16 protein-coding genes are annotated in these 24822 nt (G+C 61.0%); 8 read left to right on the top strand and 8 right to left on the bottom strand.

Annotation, left to right across the window (positions count from 1 at the left end; genetic code table 11):
- Positions 1 to 9: 9 nt before the first annotated feature.
- The 3 genes from G3N58_RS00515 to G3N58_RS00505 all read right to left on the bottom strand — a co-directional run bounded on the left by G3N58_RS00515 (position 10) and on the right by G3N58_RS00505 (position 3645).
- A complete protein-coding gene (locus G3N58_RS00515; RefSeq protein WP_167036439.1) occupies positions 10 to 894 on the bottom strand; it encodes a Kdo hydroxylase family protein in 885 nt (294 codons plus the stop codon).
- An 88-nt stretch (positions 895 to 982) separates the two neighbouring features.
- Positions 983 to 1984 (bottom strand): lipopolysaccharide heptosyltransferase I, encoded by a 1002-nt coding sequence (gene waaC / locus G3N58_RS00510; protein ID WP_167036437.1) that lies wholly within the window; start codon positions 1982 to 1984, stop codon positions 983 to 985.
- Between the two features lie 266 nt (positions 1985 to 2250).
- A complete protein-coding gene (locus G3N58_RS00505) occupies positions 2251 to 3645 on the bottom strand; it encodes a phosphomannomutase/phosphoglucomutase (RefSeq protein WP_205998230.1) in 1395 nt (464 codons plus the stop codon).
- Positions 3646 to 3938: 293 nt separating this feature from the next.
- Here G3N58_RS00505 and G3N58_RS00500 point away from each other — a divergent pair, with 293 nt between their 5' ends.
- The 8 genes from G3N58_RS00500 to G3N58_RS00465 all read left to right on the top strand — a co-directional run bounded on the left by G3N58_RS00500 (position 3939) and on the right by G3N58_RS00465 (position 16784).
- Complete coding sequence (locus tag G3N58_RS00500) at positions 3939 to 5201, top strand: oligosaccharide flippase family protein (protein ID WP_205998229.1); 1263 nt, start codon at positions 3939 to 3941, stop codon at positions 5199 to 5201.
- Complete coding sequence (locus G3N58_RS00495; RefSeq protein ID WP_205998228.1) at positions 5198 to 6028, top strand: glycosyltransferase; 831 nt, start codon at positions 5198 to 5200, stop codon at positions 6026 to 6028. The genes G3N58_RS00500 and G3N58_RS00495 overlap by 4 nt, the downstream gene beginning before the upstream one ends.
- Positions 6029 to 6115: 87 nt before the next feature.
- Positions 6116 to 7264, top strand: a complete 1149-nt coding sequence (locus G3N58_RS00490; RefSeq protein WP_205989467.1) for a glycosyltransferase family 4 protein — start codon at positions 6116 to 6118, stop codon at positions 7262 to 7264.
- 12 nt (positions 7265 to 7276) lie between these two features.
- Positions 7277 to 8299, top strand: a complete 1023-nt coding sequence (galE, locus tag G3N58_RS00485) for a UDP-glucose 4-epimerase GalE (RefSeq protein ID WP_167036422.1) — start codon at positions 7277 to 7279, stop codon at positions 8297 to 8299.
- Between the two features lie 1844 nt (positions 8300 to 10143).
- Positions 10144 to 11334: a hypothetical protein gene (locus G3N58_RS00480; protein ID WP_205998227.1), complete on the top strand. Its 1191-nt coding sequence runs from the start codon at positions 10144 to 10146 to the stop codon at positions 11332 to 11334.
- A 634-nt stretch (positions 11335 to 11968) separates the two neighbouring features.
- Positions 11969 to 13351 carry a hypothetical protein gene (locus tag G3N58_RS00475; RefSeq protein WP_167036416.1) on the top strand — a complete coding sequence of 461 codons (1383 nt, stop codon included), beginning with the start codon at positions 11969 to 11971 and terminating at the stop codon, positions 13349 to 13351.
- A gap of 678 nt (positions 13352 to 14029) precedes the next feature.
- Positions 14030 to 15238 (top strand): glycosyltransferase, encoded by a 1209-nt coding sequence (locus G3N58_RS00470; RefSeq protein ID WP_205998226.1) that lies wholly within the window; start codon positions 14030 to 14032, stop codon positions 15236 to 15238.
- Between the two features lie 616 nt (positions 15239 to 15854).
- Positions 15855 to 16784: a phytanoyl-CoA dioxygenase family protein gene (locus G3N58_RS00465; protein ID WP_205989463.1), complete on the top strand. Its 930-nt coding sequence runs from the start codon at positions 15855 to 15857 to the stop codon at positions 16782 to 16784.
- A 150-nt stretch (positions 16785 to 16934) separates the two neighbouring features.
- On the opposite strand, the gene G3N58_RS00460 is transcribed toward G3N58_RS00465, so the two are convergent.
- The 5 genes from G3N58_RS00460 to G3N58_RS00440 form a co-directional block, all read right to left on the bottom strand.
- Positions 16935 to 18215, bottom strand: coding sequence for a glycosyltransferase (locus tag G3N58_RS00460; protein ID WP_205998225.1), 1281 nt, complete (start codon positions 18213 to 18215; stop codon positions 16935 to 16937).
- A gap of 276 nt (positions 18216 to 18491) precedes the next feature.
- A complete protein-coding gene (locus G3N58_RS00455) occupies positions 18492 to 19733 on the bottom strand; it encodes a glycosyltransferase (protein WP_205998224.1) in 1242 nt (413 codons plus the stop codon).
- A complete protein-coding gene (locus G3N58_RS00450) occupies positions 19730 to 20965 on the bottom strand; it encodes a hypothetical protein (RefSeq protein WP_167036401.1) in 1236 nt (411 codons plus the stop codon). The genes G3N58_RS00455 and G3N58_RS00450 overlap by 4 nt, the downstream gene beginning before the upstream one ends.
- Positions 20962 to 22398: a DUF6418 domain-containing protein gene (locus G3N58_RS00445; protein WP_240158617.1), complete on the bottom strand. Its 1437-nt coding sequence runs from the start codon at positions 22396 to 22398 to the stop codon at positions 20962 to 20964. Before G3N58_RS00445 ends, G3N58_RS00450 begins: the two co-directional genes overlap by 4 nt.
- Positions 22399 to 22491: 93 nt before the next feature.
- On the bottom strand, positions 22492 to 24699 hold the full coding sequence (locus G3N58_RS00440) for a polysaccharide biosynthesis tyrosine autokinase (RefSeq protein ID WP_205989461.1): 2208 nt from the start codon (positions 24697 to 24699) through the stop codon (positions 22492 to 22494).
- Positions 24700 to 24822: the final 123 nt, after the last annotated feature.

Genomic DNA, 24822 nt, shown 5'->3' with positions numbered 1-24822 from the left:
CCGCGGCGCTCAAACCAGCGCCCTGCCCTTCAGGCGCTCGAGAATGCCGAGCGGCGCGCACTCGGGCTGCGCCATCGCCTTCACCGGCAGGAAGAACGTCTGTTCGAGCATGAACTGGCCGGACATCACCGCATGCGAGGCCTGATCGGAGAAGCACACCCACACGCAGCCCGGCGGAAACCGCATGGTCTCCTGCGGGCTCGTCTTCTGATAGTCGAGGTCGGCCTTCATGCCGTCGTGCAGATTGAGCATCAGATGGTCGTACTCGCTGCGCGGCGACTTGGTGACGTGCAGCAGATTCAGCAGCCATGCCGAGCCCGGCATCTGCGGCTTGATGCGCGGCAGGAAGCGTTGCGCGATGTCCTCGAACGGTTCGCCGACGCGCCACACGCGCGGCTCGCCATGCGGATTGACGTTCGTAAACACGCGCAGGATGCGCTCGCCGTAATTGGGCCGCGACGGAAACGCGTCGATGTGCAGACGGCTATCGTCCTTGCGCCACGAGCTTTGGCGCGTGGCAACCTGATGCAGCCGCAGGCTCGTGGGCGCGACGCGCAGCTTGCCGTCGTATTCGGGGAACAGCCCGTCGACGAGCGTGCGCGCATTGGCCTGATAGCGCGCCACCAGCGCGCGCACGGCCGACTGCGTGACCGCGTCGCCGGCCACGCCGTGCAGCGCGCCGCCGTTCGGTTCGAGGCTGATGTTCTTGCGGTTCGGATCGGCGAGCGCCGGGTCGAGCAGCGCCTGCTCGCCGCCTTCGATCGCGAAGCGCAGGTTCGGGAAGTACAGCACCTTGCCGCGCTCGACGCCGGCGAGCAGCGTCTCGCGCGGCACGGACAGGTTGCGACCGTGCCAATCGGCGCTCGCTACTTCGATGATCTGGGTTTCGTTCATGGTCGCCCTTGGGAACGGAAGGTGCGGAAGGTGTTCAAGGCGCAGCGCACCGGCGGATTGCAGCGGACGCGGGGGATGGCGGCCCCGGCTATAGAAGACCGAAGCCCGCCAGCGCCGACTTGACCTGTTGCAGCGTCGGCGGCTGCCCGGCCGCGCCGAGATTGACGACGTTCGGCGACCAGTAGCCACCGGTGCGCCACGCAGTGGAGAAATTGTACAACTCGACCGTGGGCCGCTTCAGCGCCGCGGCGATGTGCACCAGCCCCGTGTCGACCCCGACCGTCGCAGCCGCGCCCTCGATCAGGCCGACCACCGCCGGCAGCGACAGCTTCGGCGGCACGATCGCGGCCGCGCCGAATTCCTTCGCGAGCCGCTCGCTGGTCGCGCGCTCGGCCTCGCTGCCCCATGGCAGCACGAGCGACGCGCCGCGCCGCACAAGCGACTGCCCGAGCTCGATCCACGCGGTATCGGGCCACTGCTTGTCGGCGCGCGAGGTCGCGTGCACGAACACGACGTACGGCACCGGCAGGTTCAGATTCGCCTGCGACAGCGCGAGCGCCGCACGGCGCGTATCGAGGCCGAAGTCGATCTCGTCGGTCGGTTGCGGCGCGGGGTCGCCGAGCGCCGCCGCCACCAGTTGCCGCGTGCGCTCGACTACGTGCGTGCGCGGCTCGATCGGCACGCGCCGGTCGTAGAAGAAGCGCACCGGCCATTCGAAGCCCGCGCCCTCGGTGCGGTTCGCGAGACCGGTCACCGGTCCGCGCGCCATGCTCGACACCCAGGCGGTCTTGATGAGGCCCTGGCAGTCGATCACGAGATCGTAGTGCTCGGCCGCGAGCGCGCGGCGAAACGCGCCGATCTCGCGCCAGTTGCCGACCGACAGGATGCGCTTGCGCCAGCGCCGCAGCGACACCGGAATCGCGCGCCGCACGCCGCCGACGAGTTCCACGAGCCCGACGAAGCTCTCTTCGACGAGCCAGTCGATCTGCGCATCGGGATGGCGGCGCCGGATGTCGGCGATCACCGGCATGTTGTGAACGACGTCGCCCAGCGACGACACCCTCACGATCAGTATCTTTTGCGCGCTCAAGAGTGGGAAAACCGGCTGTCCGGCTCGAAGATGCGTTGATAAAGCCCCGAACCCGGCGCCGCGCGCCAAGCCCCCGACAGGGCAGAGGACGGCAATTCTAGCGCGCCGCGTGGGCCGCGCATCAAAACGTCACATAAGAATGCGAAAGAGGCCTCGCCTTGGCGCGACATGAAAAACGCGGCGCGGACAATACCGCCCGCGCCGCGTTCGATGGCGGCGGTGCTTCGACCTGTTGCGACCAGGACCGCGGCACCGCCGCGCCGCCGTCAGAACGGCAGTTTCGCGTCGGCCTTCTCCGCGAGAATCACGCGGCGGAAATCGTCCTGGATACGCTTCAACGCCGCGTCGTTGTCGGCCTCGAAACGCATCACGACGACCGGCGTCGTGTTCGACGAACGCGCGAGACCGAAGCCGTCCGGATACTCGACGCGCAGACCGTCGATCTTCACGACGTCGTCCGCGCCGGTGAACTGCGCGTTCTTCTGCAAGCGCGCGATCAGTTCGAAGTTCTCGCCCTCTTCGAGCTTCAGTTGCAGCTCGGGCGTGGCGTGCGAGTTCGGCAGCGAGTTCAGCAGCTGGCTCGGATCGGCGACGCGCGTGAGGATTTCGAGCAGACGCGCGCCCGTGTACAGGCCGTCGTCGAAACCGTACCAGCGGTCCTTGAAGAACACGTGGCCGCTCATTTCGCCCGCGAGCGGCGCGCCGGTTTCGCGCAGCTTCGCCTTCACGAGCGAGTGGCCGGTCTTCCACATGAGCGGCTCGCCGCCCTTCTCCTTGACCCACTTCGCGAGATTGCGCGTGCACTTCACGTCGTAGATGATCTGCGCGCCCTTGTTGCGCGACAGCACCTCTTCGGCGAACAGCATCAGCTGACGGTCCGGATAAATGATCTGGCCGTCTTTCGTGACGACGCCGAGGCGGTCGCCGTCGCCGTCGAACGCGAAGCCGATTTCCGCATCGGTTTCCTTCAGCGCGCGAATCACGTCTTCGAGATTTTCAGGGTGAGCCGGGTCCGGGTGATGGTTCGGGAAGTTGCCGTCGACTTCGGTGAAGAGTTCGACGAGTTCGCAGCCGAGCTTTTTGAACAGCTTCGGCGCGAGGCCGCCGGCCACGCCGTTGCCGGTATCGACGACGATCTTGATCGGGCGCGCGAGCTTCACGTCGCTCGCGATGCGCTCGAGATACTCGTCGGCGATGTCGTACTCGGCGTACGAGCCACTGCCTTGCGCGAAGTTTTCGTCGACGATGCGCTGATGCAGCGCGAGAATCTGCTCGCCGTAAATGGCCGCGCCGCGCAGGACCATCTTGAAGCCGTTGTAGTCGGGCGGATTGTGGCTGCCGGTCACGACGATGCACGAATCGACGCGGCGCTCGCCGCCCGCGAGCTTGAGCGGCACGCTTGCCGCGAAGTAGCCGACCGGCGTGGGCACCATGCCGACGTTGACGACGTCGACACCTGCCGCGCGCAAACCGTCGGACAACGCCTGGATCAGTTCGGGACCCGACAGGCGGCCGTCGCGCGCGACCACGACCGCGTCGCCGCCCTGCGCACGCACTTCGCTGCCGAACGCGCGGCCGATGGAACGCGCGGTCTCGGCATCGAGCGTCTTGCCGACGACGCCACGAATGTCATACGCCTTGAAAATGGATTTGGAGATCATGTTGGCTCACTTGCGTGCAATGGAAAATTTTGACCTGCGCACCGTCGGTGACCGGTAAAAATCGCGGTAAAAACCACGCTAAAACCGGGCCTTGCCTCGCCGCGACGCGCCCTTGCCGGAAGCGATCCGGTTCCAACTTATAATTGCGTTCTTCTGACCAGCCTGAATAACGCCATTCTAATGCTTAGACGCCCTCCTTTTGTAAAGTTGCCGCGGCTGCCGGCCGGGCGGGCGAACATGCAGGGCGCCTCGCAATGCGGCCGCGCCGGCGCGCAACGGCGGGCGGCCAACGGATGCTGACGCTCAAACGTTTCACCAATCCCGACGTCACGCGCGCGTTCACGAACATCATCTGGCTCGGCCTCGAACGGCTCACGCAGATCGGCGTCGCGATCGCGATCAGCGGCATGCTCGCGCGTTACTTCGGGCCCGACACGTTCGGCAAGTGGCAATACGCGAACACGCTGCTGCTCGTGCTCTCGCCGATCACCTGGGTGTGCGGCGCGGAAATCCTCGTGCCGACCATCGTCAATCGCGCGCCCGCACAACTCGGCACCGTGCTCGGCAGCGCCTTTGCGTTGCGCTTTTCCGTGTCGGCCATCGCGCTGCTGCTCACGTGGCTCGGCATCGCGCTGCATCTGTTCGAACCGCTCGTCGGCGCGATGCTCGCGGGCCTCGCGGTGACGATGCTGTTTCGCGAGCCGTTCGTCGGCATCATCAACGCGTGGCTGCAAAGCATGACCTACAGCAAGCCGCAGTTGCTGACCAGCATGAGCACGGCGGTGCTCAAGGCCGGCCTCGTCTATCTGCTGGTGCGCGCGATGGCCGCGCCCGCGCGCTTCGGCTGGCTGTGGGCGCTCGAATCCGCGGCGATCGGCGCGGTGCTGGTGCTCTACTTCATGCGCCGGCATGGCGGCAAGCTCGGCTGGCAGGTCGACCGGGCCTTGTTCAAACACTTCGCGAGCGCGGGCACGGTGTTCTGGCTCGGGCTCATCTGTATGTATCTGTTCCTGAAACTGGACCGGCTCATGCTCGAGCGCGCGATTTCGTTCGCCGACCTCGGACGCTATTCGGCCGCGCAGCAGTTGAACGAAAACTGGATCACACTCGCGCTGATGCTCGCGCAGACCATCGCGCCGGCCTTCGTCTATCGCGTGCAGGGCATCGCGCAACTGCGCCGCAACATGCTGCGCCTGACCGCCTTGACCGCGGTGCTGATGGTGGCGGGCGCGCTCGTGCTCGACCTGCTCGCGGGCTTTATCATTCGCCGCGTGTTCGGGCCGGACTTCGAAGGCGCAATCGGGATCTTCCGCTGGGCCGTGTGGTTGTCCGTGCCGGCCGGTATCGAGGCGATCGGCAATCTGGTCGTGCTCAAGTATCAGGCCAAGTTCGTACTGCTCGCGAAATGGCTGCTCGCGCTCGCAGTGGCGTTCGCGGTCAATCTGCTCGCGATTGCGCGGCTCGGCGCGCATGGCGCGCTCGTGGGTCTCGCGGCCGGTTATCTCGCGGCCGCGTCGGTCAATCTTTATTACATCCGTTTCAAACTGCGCCCATGACGAATTCATCCGGCACCGCGCAAATCCCGCTCGACGACGTCGCGGTGCTGATCCCCGCGTACAACGGCCAGGCGGACCTCGATGCCACGCTCGCCTCGTTCGAGGAAAATGCGCCGGTGCACGTGCTGATCGTCGACGACGGCAGCACGCCGCCGATCGTCGCGCCGACACTGCCGAACCTGCATATCGAAGTGCTGCGCATGGCGCAGAACGGCGGCATCGAACGCGCGTTGCAAACCGGCATCGACGCGCTCGCGCAGCGCGGCTTTCGCTACGCCGCGCGTATCGACACGGGCGACCGCGCGGTGCCGCAACGGCTCGCGAAGCAGCGCGCGTTCATGGAACGGCATCCGAACGTGGCGGGCCTCGGCATGTGGACCCAGGTCGTCACGCGCGCGGGCGAACCACTCTTCATGCTGACGCCGCCCGCCGAGCCGGACGCGATCCGGCGTCAGCGCTTTTTCCGCTCGTGCCTCGCGCATCCGTCGATGATGCTGCGCATCGATGCCGTGCGCACGGCCGGCAACTATCGCGCCGAGTATCGTTCGGCGGAAGACCTCGATCTGTTCGTACGTCTGATGGATCGCTACGACTGCGCGAACCTGCCCGAACTCGGTCTCTACTACGAACTGAACGAAGGTGGCATCAGCGCGACGAAGCGGCGCCGCCAGATCGGCTCGACGCTGCGTTTGCAGTTACGCTATTTCAACGCGGGCAATCCGTACGACTGGCTCGGTCTCGCGAAGAATCTGCTGCATCTCGCGCTGCCTTATCGCACGCTGCAGCGGGTCAAGCGCGCGCTGCTCGCGCCGCGCGTGAGTCGTTGAACATGTTGCGCGCGAGGGTCGCGGTTTTGTTCGCGATTTTATTCGCTACCTCGCTCATCAGATAACCCCACGCCCCGCCTTATACGCATGAAGCCCTCTTTCAAGTCGACGCCCGCGCTGCGCATTACACTCGTCTGCAACACGGCCTGGGCAATCTATACGTATCGGCAAGGGCTGATCCGCATGCTGATCGGACGCGGCGTCGACGTCACGGTGCTCGCGCCGCGCGACCGCACGTTCGAATTGCTCACGGCGATGGGCTGCCGCTGCATCGAGCTGCCGGTCGCCTCGAAAGGCACGAGTCCGCGCGAGGATCTGCGCATGCTGCTGGCGCTGTACCGGCAATACCGGACAATTCGTCCGCACGTCGTGTTTCACTACACGATCAAGCCAAACATCTACGGCTCGATCGCGGCGAAGCTCGCCGGCGTGCAGTCGATCGCGGTCACGACGGGGCTCGGCTACGTGTTCATCCAGCAGAGCCGTGCCGCGCAAATCGCCAAAAAGCTGTATCGCTTTGCGTTCCGTTTCCCGCGCGAAGTGTGGTTCCTCAATCGCGACGATCAAGCCGCGTTCATCGACGGCAAGCTGCTCGTGCATCCCGAACGCGCGCGGCTGCTGCATGGCGAAGGCGTCGATCTCGAACAGTTCGCGCTGAGCCCGCTGCCCGAAGGCGCGGAGTTTCGCTTCGTGCTGATCGGACGGCTGCTGTGGGACAAGGGTGTCGGCGAATTCGTCGAGGCCGCGCGGCAGTTGCGCGAACGCTACCCGCATGCGCGCTTCCAGTTGCTCGGGCCGGTCGGTGTCGACAATCCGAGTGCGATCACGCGCGCCGAGGTCGCCGCGTGGGAACAGGAAGGCGTGATCGAGTATCTGGGCGAAGCGCACGACGTGCGGCCGTTTATCGCTGCGGCCGATTGCGTCGTGCTGCCGTCGTATCGCGAAGGCGTGCCGCGCACGCTGATGGAAGCGTCGGCGATGGGCCGGCCGATCGTCACGACCGACGTGCCCGGCTGCCGCGAAGTGGTGGCCGACGGTGTCAACGGCTTGCTGTGCGAAGTGCGCAATGCCGCGAGCCTCGCCGCGAGCCTCGCGCGCATGCTCGACATGAGCGCCGCCGGGCGTCGCGCGATGGCCGAACGCGGCCGGCAGAAAGTCGCAACCGAATTCGACGAACGCATGGTCGTCGAAACCTATAAAGACCTGGTGCAGAAAATCACAGGCGTTTTACTTTAAGGGAGCAACAGCATGACCACGAAGGGCACGATTCTGGTAACGGGCGGCGCGGGCTTCATCGGCTCGCACACCTGCGTCGAACTGCTGAACGGCGGCTACGACGTCGTGGTGATCGACAACCTCGTGAACAGCAGGCGCGAATCGCTGCGGCGCGTGGAGCAGATCACCGGCCGCGCCGTGACCTTCTACGACGACGACGCCTGCGACGAAACGGCACTGCGGCGGATTTTCGACGCGCACCCGATCACCGGCGCGATCCACTTCGCGGCGCTGAAAGCGGTCGGCGAATCGGTCGCGAAGCCGATCGAGTACTACCGCAATAACGTCGGCAGTCTGCTCGCGCTGCTCGGCGTGATGCGCGATCGCAACGTGAAGCAGTTCGTGTTCAGCTCGTCGGCGACCGTGTACGGCGTGCCGAAAAGCTCGCCGATCGACGAATCGTTCCCGCTCTCCGCAACCAACCCGTATGGTCAATCGAAGCTGATCGCCGAGCAGGTGCTGCGCGATCTCGAAGTGTCTGACCCGTCGTGGCGCATCGCGACGCTGCGCTATTTCAACCCGGTCGGCGCGCACGAGAGCGGCCTGATCGGCGAAGACCCGGCCGGCATTCCCAACAACCTGATGCCGTACGTCGCGCAGGTCGCGGTCGGCAAGCTCGAGAAACTGCGCGTGTTCGGCGGCGATTATGAAACGCCCGACGGCACCGGCGTGCGCGACTACATCCACGTGGTCGATCTGGCGCGCGGGCATCTCGCGGCACTCGATGCGCTCGTCAAACGCGATGCGAGCTTCGTCGTCAATCTCGGCACGGGTCAGGGCTATAGCGTGCTCGACGTCGTGCGCGCGTTCGAGAAGGCGTCCGGCAAGCCGGTGCCGTATGAGATCGTCGCGCGCCGGCCCGGCGATGTTGCGCAATGTTTCGCAGATCCGGCGGCGGCCGAGCGGATTCTCGGCTGGCGCGCGCAGTTCGGCATCGAGCGCATGTGCGCCGATCATTGGCGCTGGCAGTCGATGAATCCGCGAGGGTTTGCCTGAAGCGGCCGAGGCCGGTTCAATAACGGCAGAAGCGGCCTGAGGGCCGCTGAAGATCGACCGCGAACCCGGTGAGTCGCGACGCACGGGCTCCGCCGCGGTTGGTCTTTGTGAGGCAGATACCTCGATTACGACAGTCGACGTAGCCGCACGGCAACGTCCTTCCCTCTTTGTAAGCGAGTACTTCCCTTCGGTTCCCCATGGAAAGCATGGCGACGAGTACGCTTGCTTTCTCGCACCCCCACATTCCCACAAGAGTACTTTCGGTTTTCTCGCGCCCCTTTATTCCCCGATAATTCGCGTTTCATGCACTCGCGAATTCAATAAATAATTCAAAAAAACACCATCGGATAAGACCACTTCAGCAGCACTTTTCTTTCATTGAATTCACGATACGCGAATAATTCCCGGCATGTATTCGACTAACGAATACCGTAAACCACAGTAAGGGACACTTCGCATTTCGCTGCTATTTTCCAGTCCAAAACCACATTGGCGGAAAATATCTAGATTCCCTCCTCAGGTATTTTATTCGGAATACTATTTATATGAAGAATTTCAAAATACCGACGCGCTCTCTTTGGTATGAATGAAGTAAGGAGGCCAAGTATTTCATTGTTCCTTTTCGATTCCGGAAGAAGAGTTGTTGCATATGATGCGAAATTCAAGGAAAAACCAACTCCTCGAAAACGGGAGCGGGGAGCTATCGCTTTTTTTGCCTGAACTTTGCCTGCGTTACAAAACTGAAACGTTTTTTGGGGGATAATTCGTGCACTTGAGTTGCGCGGGAAAACCCTATCGCGCAATTCTCTCTCGCTCCATTTGCATCTGCCAGCAGCAATACTTCGCGCCCGGCGAATTCGAAAGATTTCGCTTCGCGGGTGGTGGACTGCAAGTGGCTATCGCGATCAAGACGCTCGCACCGCTGCAATCAACGGAATCGACGCATACATCCTCGATCAGGAAGGGCCGTGCCATTCATATCGAGCGGCTCTGTTCTGATGTTATGACCCTGTCAGTACGTAACGGTCCTTATTTTTCCCGATCAGAGCGTGGGTATGAGTCCTCCACGATCGAGCGAATTTGCCAGTGTGCGTGCCACGAAAGCGGTCGTGCGTGAGATGCAAGTTAGTTACATTTTTATACATTTTAATTCGCATTACAAATTAACTATTCTGGTCATTTTATGTTATAGCGCCACTTTCTCGAAAACACTTCAATCGACACAGACTTCGCTCTAGTTGTCTTTCTGGACGAAAGTTCGTTCCCTTCTCCAGTCCTGATTCACCCACCGTCGGATGGCGTGTGGATGGCGAGTCGCGTCGAGATGATGTTGCCGCGAGGTGACCAACCGATAAGAGGAGGAATCGCAATACTTGATATCGAACAGCCTGAGTTAATCAGTCATGCTTATCAATATGTCACTCCTATGAAGTGACCTGGTAAGAACGAATCCGCTTTCTCCAGCCTGATCCGCAGGGCACTGCCGCTGCGATCGGCGTCATGGCCTCGTCATCTTTTGTCGACGCCTGGGGCACAGCCGAGGCGCCTTCGGCGCAGGCAGCCCCTTTTTTTCGTGAAGTCCGAGGTACAGGGCTTTGAGTCTTCAAATAAAATTCGAGAGGATCCTGCTAGTGTCATCGAAATTAAAAAACGTTCTTTCCCGCGCCATGCTCGCGGCTTGTACGACTTCTTTTGTCGCGTGTTCGGCGCAAGCACACGGACATTATTCGCACTCGCAAAGCACCCAACCGTCGACATCGAGTGCATCGTCACCCGCAACTCCGGCAACTCCAGCGGCTTCGACCGGCTCGACCAGTTCGGCCGCATCGACCGCATCGGCAGCCGTGCAATCGACACTGATGCCGGCCGACACCTCGGCAAGCGTGTCCTTTGCAGGTCTGTCGAACGGCACGCTGTCGGGCGCGACCGACGTCTCGAAGATCAACGTTCACTCGCTGCTCTACCCGGGTAACACCACGAAGGTGCTGGTGCACTATCTGCCGTGGTTCGACGGCGGCATGGACACGGGTATCAACGTCAACTACTCGAACGCCAATCCGACTTATATCAACTCATTCTTCGCCGATATCGTCAGTCGCGGTGTCGACGGCGTGATGGTGGACTGGCAAGGTCAGACCGATATCAGCGACAAGGACTGGCTCGTTTCGCAGCCGCTCATTCACAATTACACGACGCTGTCGGGCGACAAGCTGACGTTTGCAATCATGCTCGACGCGAACCTGCTGAACAACGCGAGCGGCACCAACCAGGCCAAGGTGCTGGCGGCGATGAACTACATCAATGCGCAGTACCTCAAAGACCCGTCGTATCTGACCTATAACGGCAAGCCCGTCGTCGGCGATTTCGGCCTGACGGCAGCAAGCGGTATCGACTGGACAGCGATTCAGAACGCGTATCCGAATGTCCAGTTCGTGCACCTGGACAACGCGACGTCGCCGGATGGATTCAACATCCCCAAGAGCGGCGGCTCGTTCCTCTGGGTCAACCCGACCGCTCAAGACGTGGTGCCGCCGGATCTGTCGAGCATGGACGACTTCTACACCCGCGCCAATCTGCACCCGACGGAAATCACGATGGGAGGCGCCTACAAGGGCTTCAACTCGCAATATGCGTCGTGGGATGGTCAGCAGTACGTCGATCAGCAGTGCGGTCAGACGTGGCTCAACAGCTTCACCAAGATCAACCAGTACTACAACTCGGCGAAGCAGCTTCCTTTCCTGCAACTGGTGACATGGGATGACTACTACGAAGGCACGCCGCTGGAAACGGGTGTCGATAACTGTCTGACGCTGAATACGTCGGCGAGCGGCCGCACGATTACGGTTTCCCCGTCGAATACGAGTACCCTCGACCATCTGGAGTTGTGGAGCTTCAACAATTCCGCGTGGAGCCAGGTGAGCTACCCGGCCAACACGACCACGATCCCGGTAACCGCCGCGGGCACATACTACGTCAAGGCGGTGGGCAAGCCGTTTATCAAGAACACGCTTTCTTCGGCCATCACGGTCAATTAAGCGGTCGCGTCCGCGTCGCGTGACATCGAATGATGTCACGTGGCGCCTCGCGTTCAGAGCAGGAAGTACGCTGTGCGATACGGCGTACTTCCTTGTTCTCCTCTTCGATCATTCAATGAGCGGCAAAGCATTCGTACCCCAGCCAATGCGCGCGCTCATCACTTCATAGCGATCCCTGACTCACGGCGCGGCCATTCAACTCGCCAACACACTCAGCACGTGTTCCTCGCCACCTGTTTGATCGCGCCTCGTCCCCGCCCATAGCAGATCGAACCCGATCACGCGCGCTGCAGGCAATTGCCTCAGTCAGTACTCACAGAAAAAAATCGCCAAATCCGCTCTTCTTTGTCCGATTCGGCCGCATCCCCTCCGCAGCACCCGATCCACCGGGCGAGATTGTCAAACCAGCCGAGGTGATCTAGCTCGTTGAATACATCTCGGTCGCCTACATCGCAGTTCGGTGCGGCAGCGAACAGAGCGGAAATCTCCTTTCATACGACATTAGCGTCGTAATGCCCGCGCTAAGGAGAAAACAAACGTGAATCACACATTACACGTGCCATCCGTCGGGCGGATTGCACGGACAAAATTCTCTTGCGCCATTTGCGGAGCTGGTCCGTCGGGGATGGGATTTTTGTTCCATGCTTTCAAAACGGGCAATCTGCCGGAGATCGCGAGAAATGGTCTGTTGATTATCGACAAACGCACCGAACTCGGTGCTGGCAGGCTGGGCGAGTACGTGAATGTCACCGGGAATACCGTGGGAAACACGTTTCTCGCCTGCCTCGAACACGCCAACTTCGAAGAGGTGTTTGCCGACCTTAGGGAAAACTCGCCGCTGCACAAACGGATGGTCGAGGTGGCCGATGGGCCGCCGAGCCTCACCGACGCAGGCGCGTTGCTCGCGCTGGCAACCGAGCAGCTGCTCGCTTACCTGACCGCGCGCTACGACGTGACGGTATTGCGTGGCCGCGAGATCGACAAGATCCGATACCTCGACAGCGGTGGTTTCGAAATCGATTATCACGATGTCAGCGATCCGACCGAGGTCTGCACGGTATCGAGCGACACCGTTGTGATGAATCTCGGCGGACAGCAGCACGTGAGCGAAATCGACGAGCTGTGTCGCGGGTTGCGGTTGCCGCCGCCGGACGAGAATCTGCGCAGCTATGTGTCCGATGATCTGCTCAGCCTGACGACTCCGCAATTGATCGACGAGTTCGCGCGCGACCTCTCGCAACGAGAAACGCGCCACCCGAAACGGATTACGGTTATCGGCGGATCGCATAGTGCATTCACCGTTGTCGATCGACTTGCCATGGAACTGGGCAGCGAAGGCCTCGATGAAATTGCCGTGATTCACCGCTCCCAGGTTCGCCTGTTCTTCGAAACGGTCGACGAAGCGCACGCCAATAGTTACGAGGTCGACGAAGAGAATGACGTCTGCCCCGTCACCAAGCGGGTCAACCGGGCGGGCGGTCTGCGTTATCGGGCTTTCGACATTGCGCGCTCGATCATGGCAAGCGGCTATATACCCGGCGCAAAACCACGCATCGAGCTGATCGAGGCGGATTCGAGCGACGCGGCCCGGTCGCGCGCGCGCGAGTGTCTGGAAGAGTCGATCGCGGTCGTTCACGGCGCCGGATACGGGCCCAACATGTCGATACTCGTCGATCGTTGGGACCTGCCGATTTCGCTGCAACTCGGCCAGGGCGGAGTGGTCTCCGACAGGTATGGATGCCCCTTCGATGTCAACGGCAATCTGGTGCAAGGGCTGTTCTCGTTCGGACTCGGCTCGGGGTTCCGTCCCGACGAACAGATCCGCCGCGAGACCGGATTCGAAGCCGCGTTCCGTGGACGCATTTACGGCGTGTGGGCGTTTCACCATGACTTCGGCGGACGGGTCATGAATGGCGTCCTCGAAGCGCTATCGACCGTGCCGTTCGAACGCGATACGGACATTGCGCTGGACGAGAACGAGGTGATTCCGGATACGTCATCCGCCAGCAGTCTGTGACGGGACCGACCCCGTCATCTCGTCGTAAAGCGGGGAGTTGCCTCTGTTGTTGATCGATGAATGTGCCACGCCGCCCTTGTTGCCAAACAGATGGCAAGGGTCCGTGGCACATTCGCATTCGACGACGCATTGTTTAACCGGGGAACCGGACTCGCCGCCCTCCTCAGCGTCATTACATTCCTGTTCAATTCGCCCGACGTCGCGCCAACAGGTCGCGTCTCGCGTTGCGGCAAATCTGAAACCGCAACGGCTCCACGAACCCGACGGCGTATCCCTGTTTCGGCCTCAATCGGCCTCGAGCCCCCCCGCCAGCAACACGTTCCGGATTCATGCTTCGCGCAAATCATTGTGGTCTAGCGCACTGAGAATGACGGCAACGGCGCTCAGTATATGTCTGAGGGTTCACATGATGGCTCCATCGAGCAACACGAAGCCTGCATGCGAGGAATCCGTCGAGTGCCGTCGCAAGCGGACCGAATGGCCTCGAACGGACGGCCTCGTGTTTCAGGAAAATACGAGAAGTTCGACAGCATCCCGTTCAACGGACCGGCTCGCGTTTCTCCATTCAGGACGCCGCTCGAACACCTCCAGATAAACGCCGGCCGAACGAAGATTCAGGCAGCTATACGCCGATATTCGCTCAGCGGCCCGTCAACCTTGTTTTCGCCAGAACTATCCATGAAATTATTTTCCATGCTGTCCGGACGCGATGCAGCAGAACTGCATAAACCGGTCTCGCAAGAAAGCGCCGTACCGAATGCGGCCGACGGTGCACGGATCGTGTGGTTCATGGGGCCGCGGCCAAGCAGCCTGACCGGAGTAGGTCAGCATAGTCTTGCATTGGCTGCGGGTTTGAGGAAGTACACGAACTTCCGCGTCGAAACAGTCGATATCGATGCACAGCCTCGCTCGCTCAAGCGTTACTGGACGCAATTGGTGCTGTACCCGCTGCACGCAATTCGCGTGGCACGTTCATGCGACATGATCATCCTTTATCAGGAAGACCTCAGTTTCATGATCCCGATCATCCATCTCGCCGGTGGTCGGGTCTGTCTGATGTTCCATCACGTCCAGATTCCAGGCCATGCTCGCGGCATCGTGGAAAAGCTCAAGTCACTTTATGTCAAGACACTTCTTCCGCTGGCGCCGAAAGCGGATCTCGTGCTCGTCGAAGCCGACTCGGCGGCCAAGGATCTGATACACGCTGCCCCGGTGAAGCCCGAGCTCGTGCAGATCGTGCCCTGCCCGTTCGAAGACAAATATTCGCCGCTCGCCGCGGCGACACGGAGTGAGACTCGCGCTCAGGCGCGGGCGATTCTGAAGCAACGCCTTGGTCTGGACATGGGCGACGCGCTGGTGCTGCTCAATGTCGGCTCCGATGAGACGCGTAAGAACAACCTCACCCTGTTCCAGGCGCTGGCCAAACTGGCGCGCAAGGACCTGATGATCGTTCGGGCAGGCAAAGCGTTCAATGCCGCTAATCGCATGGAATGCAAAACGCTCGCCGAAACGTCCGGGCTCCATGCTCACTTCGCCGACTCCGTCAGCGAGGAAGATCTCGGGTACTTTTATCAAGCCGCGGACATCTATGTTTCGGCGACATTGCACGAAGGCTTCGGCCGCACCGTGATCGAAGCACAGATGGCGGGAACGCCCGTGATCGCGTCGGACATCCCGGTCTTTCGCGGCTCCATGAAGGACTCGTTCCTTGCCGTTGCAAACCCGACGCATCCGAACGAATGGGCGGCGGCAATCGGCAGCCTGATCGACTCCCCTTCCCGGATGGACGAACTGCGGGAGCGCGGTACAACCAATGCACAGCAATACTCGACACACGTCGTGTGCGCCGGGTTGCATCGCATTCTGCTTCGGGCGTTTCGCGGCTAGGCGTACGGCAGGTCGTTGCGCTTTTCCAAATCACGGTGCCGGACCTTTAACGCCGATACTCCCTCGCTTGAAGCGCCCTGCATTTGCAGCGCCTCCGATGGTTACGACACTCGGCGCGGTCGCTTGCCATGCAACACCACGTAGCACGTTCGTAGCGGCCGCCCTGTTCGTGTTCGCCATGCATCGGGCCGTGACACAGCTATTTCTCTCTCCTGCATCACCATTGCATTGATGCAATGCGTAACCAGCGCAACCGTCGAGATCGGTCGGCACGCGCGTGCCGACTCCATATCGACTTATCGCTCACTTTGCATGACTGCATGAGTCGTCACAAATTATTCACGGATAACTCTTTGTCGATCGCAACACGACACCGTGCTATTCAATCCATTCATCGCTCAATCGTCTAATACCTATAGGTCTCAATAGAAAAACTCGCAAAATGCGAGAGAGCCTGCCGAGAAATAGTAAGAGTACCTATATCGAGAAATAGACATTCGATGACAGCCCTATATGACAACAACATGAAAGTGCCGATATAGGCGGTATCGAACATATTTAACAATTAACAACTTTTAAGATTATTCCATCAAGGTCGGAACGCATTGGAGAAGACATGCAAACAAACTTTGTGCTCCCCGATCGTCTCACGCAGAACAGTTTACTCACTGATCAGATTGCCACGCTTCGAGAGCGTGGCTTCGGTTCGTTTGAGAACATTGCCTCGCTGGAAGAAATAGCCGAACTGAAAGGCATCTGTGAGCGACTGATATTCGCCGGCGCGGGTGCCCAGGAGGGGGCTTTGTTCGACTTCATTGGCGACAATCCTCTCGCCTCGACGGCATTGACGCAGCTCAGTATGCCGAGCAACTTCAATCCGCGGCTGCGCCGAACCAATTATCACAAGCGGCTCGAAGTCCTCGCGAGGCAGGTTCTCGGTCCCAAGGCGCGCTTCGCGGGAGATCACCTCTTCTACAAGCCGCCGGTGGCCGGCCCTGAAACCCCCTGGCATCAGGACGAAGCATTTCACGACCCGCGGTTCAACTACCAGGAAGTGAGCTTCTGGCTACCTCTGCAACCGGCGACTATCGAAAACGGCTGTCTTCGTTTTATTCCGGGTTCGCATCGGTGGAGCGTTCAGCCTCATAGAAAACTCCCGGGCAAGGAACGTTCGCACGGAATTGAATGCTATGAAGGATTCGATCCCGACGACGCAATCTTCTGTCCTGTGCCGGTTGGCGGATGTACGGTTCATCTGGGCCGCACGTTGCATGGTGCCGGGCCGAATGTCACCGCAACGGCGCGCTTTGCCTATGTCGTCGTCTTCGATGTTCCCGCTACCGTTTCGACGGAATACCGCGAGTTCAACTGGCTCAATCAGACCACGACGCGAGACGAGATCGAAGTCAATTGGCTGCGGGGCAAGGGGAAAATTACCGCTCTGTATCGGCGCGTGATGCGACGGAACAATATCGATCCGTATCGTCTTTATTATGGATTCAAACGCCGCTGGTGGACGTTGATGCACAAGCGGAAGCGCATATAGCACGTCAAGCGGGGCGCGCCGGAACTTCCAGGGACTTCTATTGCGCGCCCCTCTCCTGCTCAGGCAACGCAATCCTTCTGGAACGAATCCATCTGGCGCCGTACACGCCTCGCGGTGACTCACGGCAAGGCGTGAGTCACCGCGCCACGCTCACGGCAGCTTTGCCGGACTACTACGCTGCGCGATGGTGGACATTTTCCCTTCGCCGACAACACCACTTGTCTCGGTCTCCGGAACGTACACCGGCCGCAGCAGATCGCCCCAACGCCGTGCAAACACCGGCATGCTGAAATTGCGCTCGCAGAAAGCCGCAAACCGCGTCGCGGCCTCCATGACTTCATCCAGATCGCCAGAAGGATCGCCGAGGAAACGATGCAGTCGCGCCTCATCCATCGCCAGCGCGGCATCTTCGAAATTCAGCCCCTCGTAAGCAGCGTCGTTGCCAACCGGAACGCAACCGAACGAGACAGCCTCGAGTACCTTCGACTTGATGCCGCCGCGCAAAAATGTCGGACATAGGGCAATCGAGTTAGGCGTATAGACTTCGTCGAGCGTCCTGGCAAAGCCGGCGAACACGACGTTCGGCACCGCTTCGTATTGACGGGACATGCGCCCGTATATAACGAGTGGCAAGCTCAATTCGAGCTTCTTCCAGGATGCCACCAGATATTCGATTGCAAGCCGGTTCTGCAACTGGCTGTCCGCACCAACGAATACGAACCGAACCGGATCGGCGGGCCGCACCGCCGGCTTGACCGAGTCGACCGGCGGCGCGATCACATACACCCGCCTTTTCAACGCACCGGGAAGGATGCGCGTCAACGCGTCGGCATCCGTCGTCGACACCAGCGTGATGGCATTCGACACCGTCGTCGCCCGCCGCTCATGGCCTTTCAGTGCAGACTCCTCGTATCTGAGCAGCAGATTGCGGGCGAATCGCGAATTGATCAGCGAAACGATGGCAGGGGGAATCGACTTGGCAAGGTAGCCGACGGACAACGCGAAATTGCCGGTTCTCAGGATATGGGCGCGCCGCGACATCAGATCGTCCAGGTCGCTGATGATATGGCTCGACGGATAGCGCCGGCGCACGAAGGCAGCATAGTCGACCATCCGGATGCCGTCGAAATAGATGACGTCGGGCTGATAGTCTTCGATCGCCTCGACCAGCCGCTTCTTTCCGTCGGCACTGGCGAACATGGCGACTTGCAGTGCGCAAGGCCGGCCCGTCACCAGACCTTCGGCGACCCTGAGTCCGGCGCGCAGCTTCGAGGCAAGCGTACCCGTTTCGAATACGGAGTGAATCTTGAGTTCGCGCACATCAGCATCCATGCCGATCGCTTTGCGAATAAAACACAACGTGCGCTCGCGTCCATTGGACGCGGCCCGGGGAATCTCCCGGGTCATTACCATCAGTACGCGTTTTCTCATGATGCCTCCCGAGCGGAAATAGTTCCTGAATCGTTCCGCTGGGCTACGGAAGCAAGTTCAGATCCGAAGTGCCGCAATATCAATGGAATCTCTTTACCGATATTCACAGAAATCCACCTTTCTCTTTATACTATTCGCCATACTAATTAATCAGAACACCAGGCTGACCGTTAAACTTCCGTCAACCTCAATGCTTCGCAAATCCGCTGCGTCGCCGAATTTGCAATACGTATGCGTCCGGGGCGGCTGGCGCGTCCATCCCGTCCGCACACCGGATTAGCTGCGAGCGTCCCGGTCGGCTTCGATTACGCTCACACTCGCTGCGCGCCGATCCCGTCTCGCGGCAGCTCGCAGGACCGCTTCGAATTGCTGCAGTTGTCGCGGCGGCAAGAAGTGACTGCGCCGTTCGTGGCAACGGCGAGCCATGTCGCGATAGAAAGCCGGATCGTCGATAAAGCGGCGAATCAGCGCACCGAGCGCCGCGACGTCGCCTCGCGGGACCGTCAATTCGGGAAAAGCACTGAATACTTCGGGCAATCCGCCGGACGTAAACGCAATGGATGGCTTGAAGAATTCCCACGGCTCGAACGCGACCATGCCGAACGGTTCGTTCCACATCGACGTCACGACCACCAGATCGACAAGCGGATAAAAATCTTTAGCTGGCATAAAGCCATAACGCACGACCCGCAGATCGGGGTACTCCGCGATCAGTTGATCCAGAATCCGTTCGTTGTCCCGGCCGGCAATATGCAACTCGAGGTTGCCTGTTCGCGCCGCAGCCGCGCCCGCAAAGAACTCGCGAATACCTTTCGTCGCGTCGGTGCGTCCAATGAAGCCAATTCGAAAAGGCTTGCGCGGTTCGACGGGTATGGCAGGAACAGCGCTGAACGGCTGCCGCGCGTTATGAATGACGCAGGGCTGCGCGGCGCCGAAGAAGTTTTGCTGTCGATGGCGTTTCAGCACGAATTCGCTGACGCCCACCACATGCCCGACCAGCCGCGAGAACCACGCCTTGGGCGCCGAAACGCTCCGGCACCCCTTGCAGGCCTGTTCGCATGCGCGGCCATTGCGGAACATCGTCGAGGTCGGACAGATCAGCCAATAGTCATGCAGCACATGCACGACGGGAATCCGCAAACACCAAGCAGCGAGCCAGATGGCCGGCCCCATGCCCTTGAGGTTGTTCGTGCACAGCACGTCGATACCGAGGCGCCGCAAATGGCGCAGCGCGTAGAAGAATACGAGCGGGTTGAACGTATCCAATGCGCCGAACAAGGCCTTTTTCAGCCCGCTGCGCTCGGCGTGCGAAAACTGGTTGTAGATGTTCGTATTCGGCATGCTGTGCACGTGCAGACCATCGACAACCACGGTTTCTGCCGAGCGCGAATCCGACAGGGTAAAGATCGACACGTCATGCCCGCGGTCGCGAAGCTGAACCGCGAGATCGTAGACGACCACTTCGGTGCCGCCGACGACATGCGGCGGAAAGCGGTTATTGCAGAGGCAGAGTTTCATTGCGCCACCTTTAAACGTTGCCCCTGTCCGAAGACGGCAGCCCAGAACAGGACGATCGACAAGGCCGTCCCTACCGCCGGCGCATACATCATGAGCGCCGTCGGCATGACGAATGGCGCCACGCCGATCGCGGCGATGGTCACGAGCAGCTTGATCGTCATCAGCCGGTAACGGCGCGCGGCGATAAGCCAGGTCGTCAGCCCCGCGTCCACGAACGTCGCGATCGAGCAGGCCGTGCCGAAGATCATCACGGGAATGCCGGCTTCGAACGCGGGGCCATAGATCACGAGGAACACCGCGCGCCCGACGAACAGGCTTCCGACGAGCGCCACCGCGGCGATTACCGCCAGATACGCGCTGAGCTTGATCGCCTTGCTGCGCAGCTGGTCTTCGCCGCGCGCGACGAACACCATGGCCGGGGCAAGCGCCAGCGCGAGCGTCGTGCCCACGGAATTCCACTGCTCGACGAGCGACGCCGCGGCCGCATAGATACCGAGGTCCGTCTTCGACATCAGCGTGCCGAGCAACAGCCGGTCCATGCGCAGCACCAGCACGCTCGCGGCAATCGCGGGCCACATCCGGAGTCCGCGAACGATCAGCGTTCGCTTGACCGTTTCCGAGCCGTGCAGGGACGGCGGCCGGTTGAACGCGAGCGTCCGGTAACGGGTGAACGGCGCGGCCGCCGCCACGTAGGCTTCGAGCGGCCAGGCGAACGAGGCGATAACCGCGCCGACCGACGCGTGAGCGGCGCCCAGCAGCCACAGTACCCGCACGCCGCTCGCGTAGGCTTTCGCCCGCGTGATGACCCACGGCTTGGTTTCCGCGTAGGCCATCAGCGAGCCGAGCGCGATGGGCTCGCATAGCATCACGAGTCCGGCGACCAGCATCAGCGCGTTGTTCGAGGACTGCGTCAGCAAGGCGACAACAACCAGAAACAGCAGCGTCACGCTGAGCGTGGAGCCCAGACGCAAACGGAACGCGCGATAGAACACGAGGTGCCGCAGCCGCGGATGTCGGCCGAAGATCGGCGACACGGCCTGGGCGCTGAAGATCAATGCAGCACTACTGACGACATAGGCGAGCGATAAGGCAAACTGCAATTCGCCGAAAAACCGCGCACCGTACAGCGTGGCGAACAGGTGGTTGCTCGCGACCGCCGCGAGCGCGCCGATCGCCTTTTCGCATACGACGCCGGACAGCGAGGAAAACAGCAGGGTTCGAAAAGATTTCACTGTGCCACCAGCCGTTTCAGTTTGATCGGCGCGGCCCGCGAATCAACCAGCCTCCACCAGAGGAACGTCATCGCCACGTACAGCAACGTGCGGACGCTGAAGAAAGACCAATAGTCGCCTTGCTGGATTCCGGAGTTCGCATAGCTCAGCAGCTTGACGATCAGCCAGAGCATGATGACGCCGCCACGCAGCGCGAACACGATCTGCAATGCGCAAAGCGCCCCGTATATCACGCCCGTAAAGGCAACGAACAACGCGCCGCCGACGAGGCCGAACCAGAACACGGGGACCGCCATCTGTCCCATCGTGAAGGTGACGTCGTCTTTGATATAGGTCGAAATCAGATGCGGCTCGCCGTAGGCGACCATGACGTCGCGCAGGCCGCTCACGCCAATGGCGTCGTCGAAACCCGGCTGGGTCAGCGACAGCAGCGATTCGGCGAAGCGCCGGAAAGCCGGTGCGCCGCCCAACGCGGGCGCGCTGAACAGATGCGCGTCGTAGTCGACCACGTACCAGACCTGCCCTTGCAATAGCGAGCGGTCCGTTATCGTGTTTTTGACGTCGAGCCCCTGCCCCTGATAGGCGGAAAATACCGAGGCAATTCCGATGATCAACGCGACGCCGCCCCCGATCGCCATATATCGCAGCACCGGCTTGCCTCTCATCAGCAGCACCGCGATCACCGGAGCGAGCACCGAGAGACCGAAGTGCAGCACGGACATGAACTGCTCGCCGTGAAGAATGTAGAGACCTGTCGTCAGGACGATCAGTGCGACCGAAAACCATCTGACGAGCGGGTTCCTGCTGGTGGCAAGCGCGCCGAGAATCAGGGCGAGAAAGGTCTGGTTGTTGAGGAACGTGTTGAACAGCACGCTATCGGTCCCGGTACTGTCGTTCCGGATCGTGTACCGGTTCACGCCGTTGATCAGCGCGAAACCTTGCGTCAGGCCCGCCGCCACACCGGCGCCGATGATCGCGAGTGCCAATGAAAATCCGAGCATCACGCTGCGCGAGTCGGCGGTAATCAGTGCGACCGGCACGCTCGGCGCGCGAATGTTCAGGAAACGATCGAAGCCGTAGAGCGCACAGCTGACGAATACGACATAGAACAGCAGGAGCCGGCTAAACGCGCCGTTCGGTTCGCCCCGGACCGCCGTTTCGATCATCAGACCGCCCGCCTCGATGCCGATGCCGGCGACGAACGCGGTCATGCCGATCATCATGAAATAGAGCATCGACACCGAAAACAGCGGTCGCGTCGCCACCAGATAAATAACCGCGATCGCTGCCAGCACGAAGGTCCATGTCGCGCTCGCCTGTGCGTAGCCGAGCGATGGCAGCGCCGTATTGAACAGCAAGGCGACGAGGGCCACGACCGGAACGATCAGGTGGGTCAGGGAAATGGTCGGCTCGCTAGCCTGTTGCATTTGCATGGCCTGTCCGTTGTTTGATTCCGCAGATGTGTGCTGGCCGTCCGTAGCCTGAACGCGCGGTCCTCGCGATCAGGCACGGCCAGTGGAAACTATTCAGCTCTGCTCAGACATGTACCGGTAAGCATTCGAGTAATACCCGTAACGCAGCGGCGAGGGGACGAAGCCATTGAATACGAGGCCATCGACCGTCGTGCCGACCTTCCCGAGCCGCGACATCGATTCGGCGACCTCGGCGTAACTCACTTCTCCGTGGCGCGCGACGAACAGCGTCATGTCCGCGAATCTCGACAGCGCGGCCGCATCGAGTACCGGCAGCACTGGCGGCGAATCGACGATCACGACGTCGTATTCTTCCCGCAGCGACGCGATCACCGGTCCGAAGTTGTCGGCGCTCAGCAGCTTGGCCGCCTTGCTCGTTTTCTTGCCGGCCGGCAGCGCGTGGAAATTGTCGGTCGGGCGAGAGATCACATCGGCCGGCTCGAACGCGCCCTCGAGAACGCCGGACAAGCCGTCGCTGGTATCGCCGGAAAGATAGCGATGAACCTTGGACTTGCGCATATCGGCATCCAGCAGCAGGGTCTTGAGTCCCTTTTCGGCCAGCAGATACGCGAGGTTGGCCGAGATCAACGACTTGCCCTGGTTGGGCACCGCCGAGGTAATCAGCACGACCTTGCCGTCGCCCTTCTCGGCCAGCGAGCATTGCACGGCTAGCGCAAGGCTTTCCATCGCTTCGATGATCGGCGTTTCCGTTTCCTCCGCGCTGATCAGGAAGGTATGTTCCGGCTTGCCCGCCGCAATTTGCTGGGCCGGCGAGATCGGCAGGATGCCGAGCGTATCGATGCCGACGACCGCCTCCAGCCGCTTCGGGTCGCGAATCCGGCCCGCACCGAGTGCCTTGAGCTGCGTGGCGATAAAGCCGAACAGCGCACCCGCCACGCCACCCAGCACGATGGCGAGCATCGCATTCGGACGGCTCGGCTTTTCCGCCACTTCCGCGTAATCCACGATCGACGCGTTGCCGCCATTGCTCGCAGTCGCGATCTGCAACTGCTGTGCGTTGTTCATCAGGCCCACATACAGCTGGTTCTCGACATCGACATCGCGCGAGAGCCGCAGGTATTCCTGCTGCAAGCCGGGCAGTTGCGCGATGCGCTCAGACAGCTGATGCGATGCGACGTCGAGCTGCTTGAGTTTTCCCAGCACGGCATCCAGCGGCGGCTGACCGAGCTGAAACTTGGAGCGCATGTCCTGGTAAGTCAGGTTGGTTTCCAGCCGGGCTTTCTCGATCGCGGCGGACTGGTCGAGCAGGACCTTGATTTCGCCGTTCACATCGATGCTGCCTTCACGCAGACGAAACGTGTTGAGCGCTTCTTCCGCTTTTTGCAGCCGCGCGCGCACAGTCGGGATCTGCGAATTCAGGAAGCTGAGACTGCGTTCCGACTCCTGCGCGCGGCGCGTGACGTTGTTCGTCAGATACGCGTCGGCAATCGCATTGACGAGGCGTGCGGCATAGAACGGATTGCTTTCGTTGTATTCCAGTTCGAAGACGCCCGAGTCCCGCTTGGTTTCGGCCACGTTGAGCTTCTTGATAATCTGGTCGACGGTCGCCTGCGTCGCGTGCCTGACGAGGACAAACTCGGTGCCCGGGCGCGCCGCCACGGCTTTCAGCAGCAGCCGGTAGTCGCCCGAGACGGCGAGTTCGCCAACCTTCCCGCTCAGCACTTCGTTGCCGTTACGATCCTGCAGCGTCCATTTGCCGTCGGCCTCGTACACCAGCACGTGCCGCTTGCCCATCTGGGCCGCGGGCACATCGAACGAGCCGACCGTCAGGTTCTCGCCGCCCCATGCCCAGTGCGTGAGGCCGAGCGGCGCGCCGGCGAGTCCATCCGGATTCCGCGGCAGAACCGTGGCAAGCCAGCGGCCCAATACCGGGAAGGTGTTCTTGACCGTGACGCTCGTCTGCGCGGCCGCCGCATCGACCGCCTCGGCGACGACCGTGCGCGAACGCGCGACGTCGATCTCGCCGAGAATCGGAGAGCCATTGACATCGAGCGCGCGCGTCACCGTGGACAACGAACCGAGCGCACTGCTCTTTTTGTCTTCGATCTGGATAAATGCGTTGGCCGAGTACATCGGCGTGGCAATCAGCACGTAGAGGCATCCCAGCAGCAAACCCGATAACAGGACGCTGAAAAATAGACGGCGATAATTCAGGACGTTTTCGAGCAGATCGAACACCGGGAGTGCCGACACATCCTGAACAATAGCGGGGCTTTGTTCGCGACCGACATCGTTACGCATATGCAAACTCCAAAGATTGAAGACGCTGTTCTGGCGCCTGGTGGTGCCCGGGACACCAGGGCTTGCGTGCCGATGCGTCCGGAAGATAGAACTGACAGTAAGAGGTCCTACTGGACTAGAATG

Origin of the sequence: Paraburkholderia sp. Ac-20342, from assembly GCF_017104985.1 — a bacterium.
Taxonomy (GTDB): Bacteria; Pseudomonadota; Gammaproteobacteria; order Burkholderiales; family Burkholderiaceae; genus Paraburkholderia.
The sequence above is the reverse complement of the archived record's forward strand: the minus strand, read 5'-3'. Positions and strand labels throughout refer to the sequence as shown.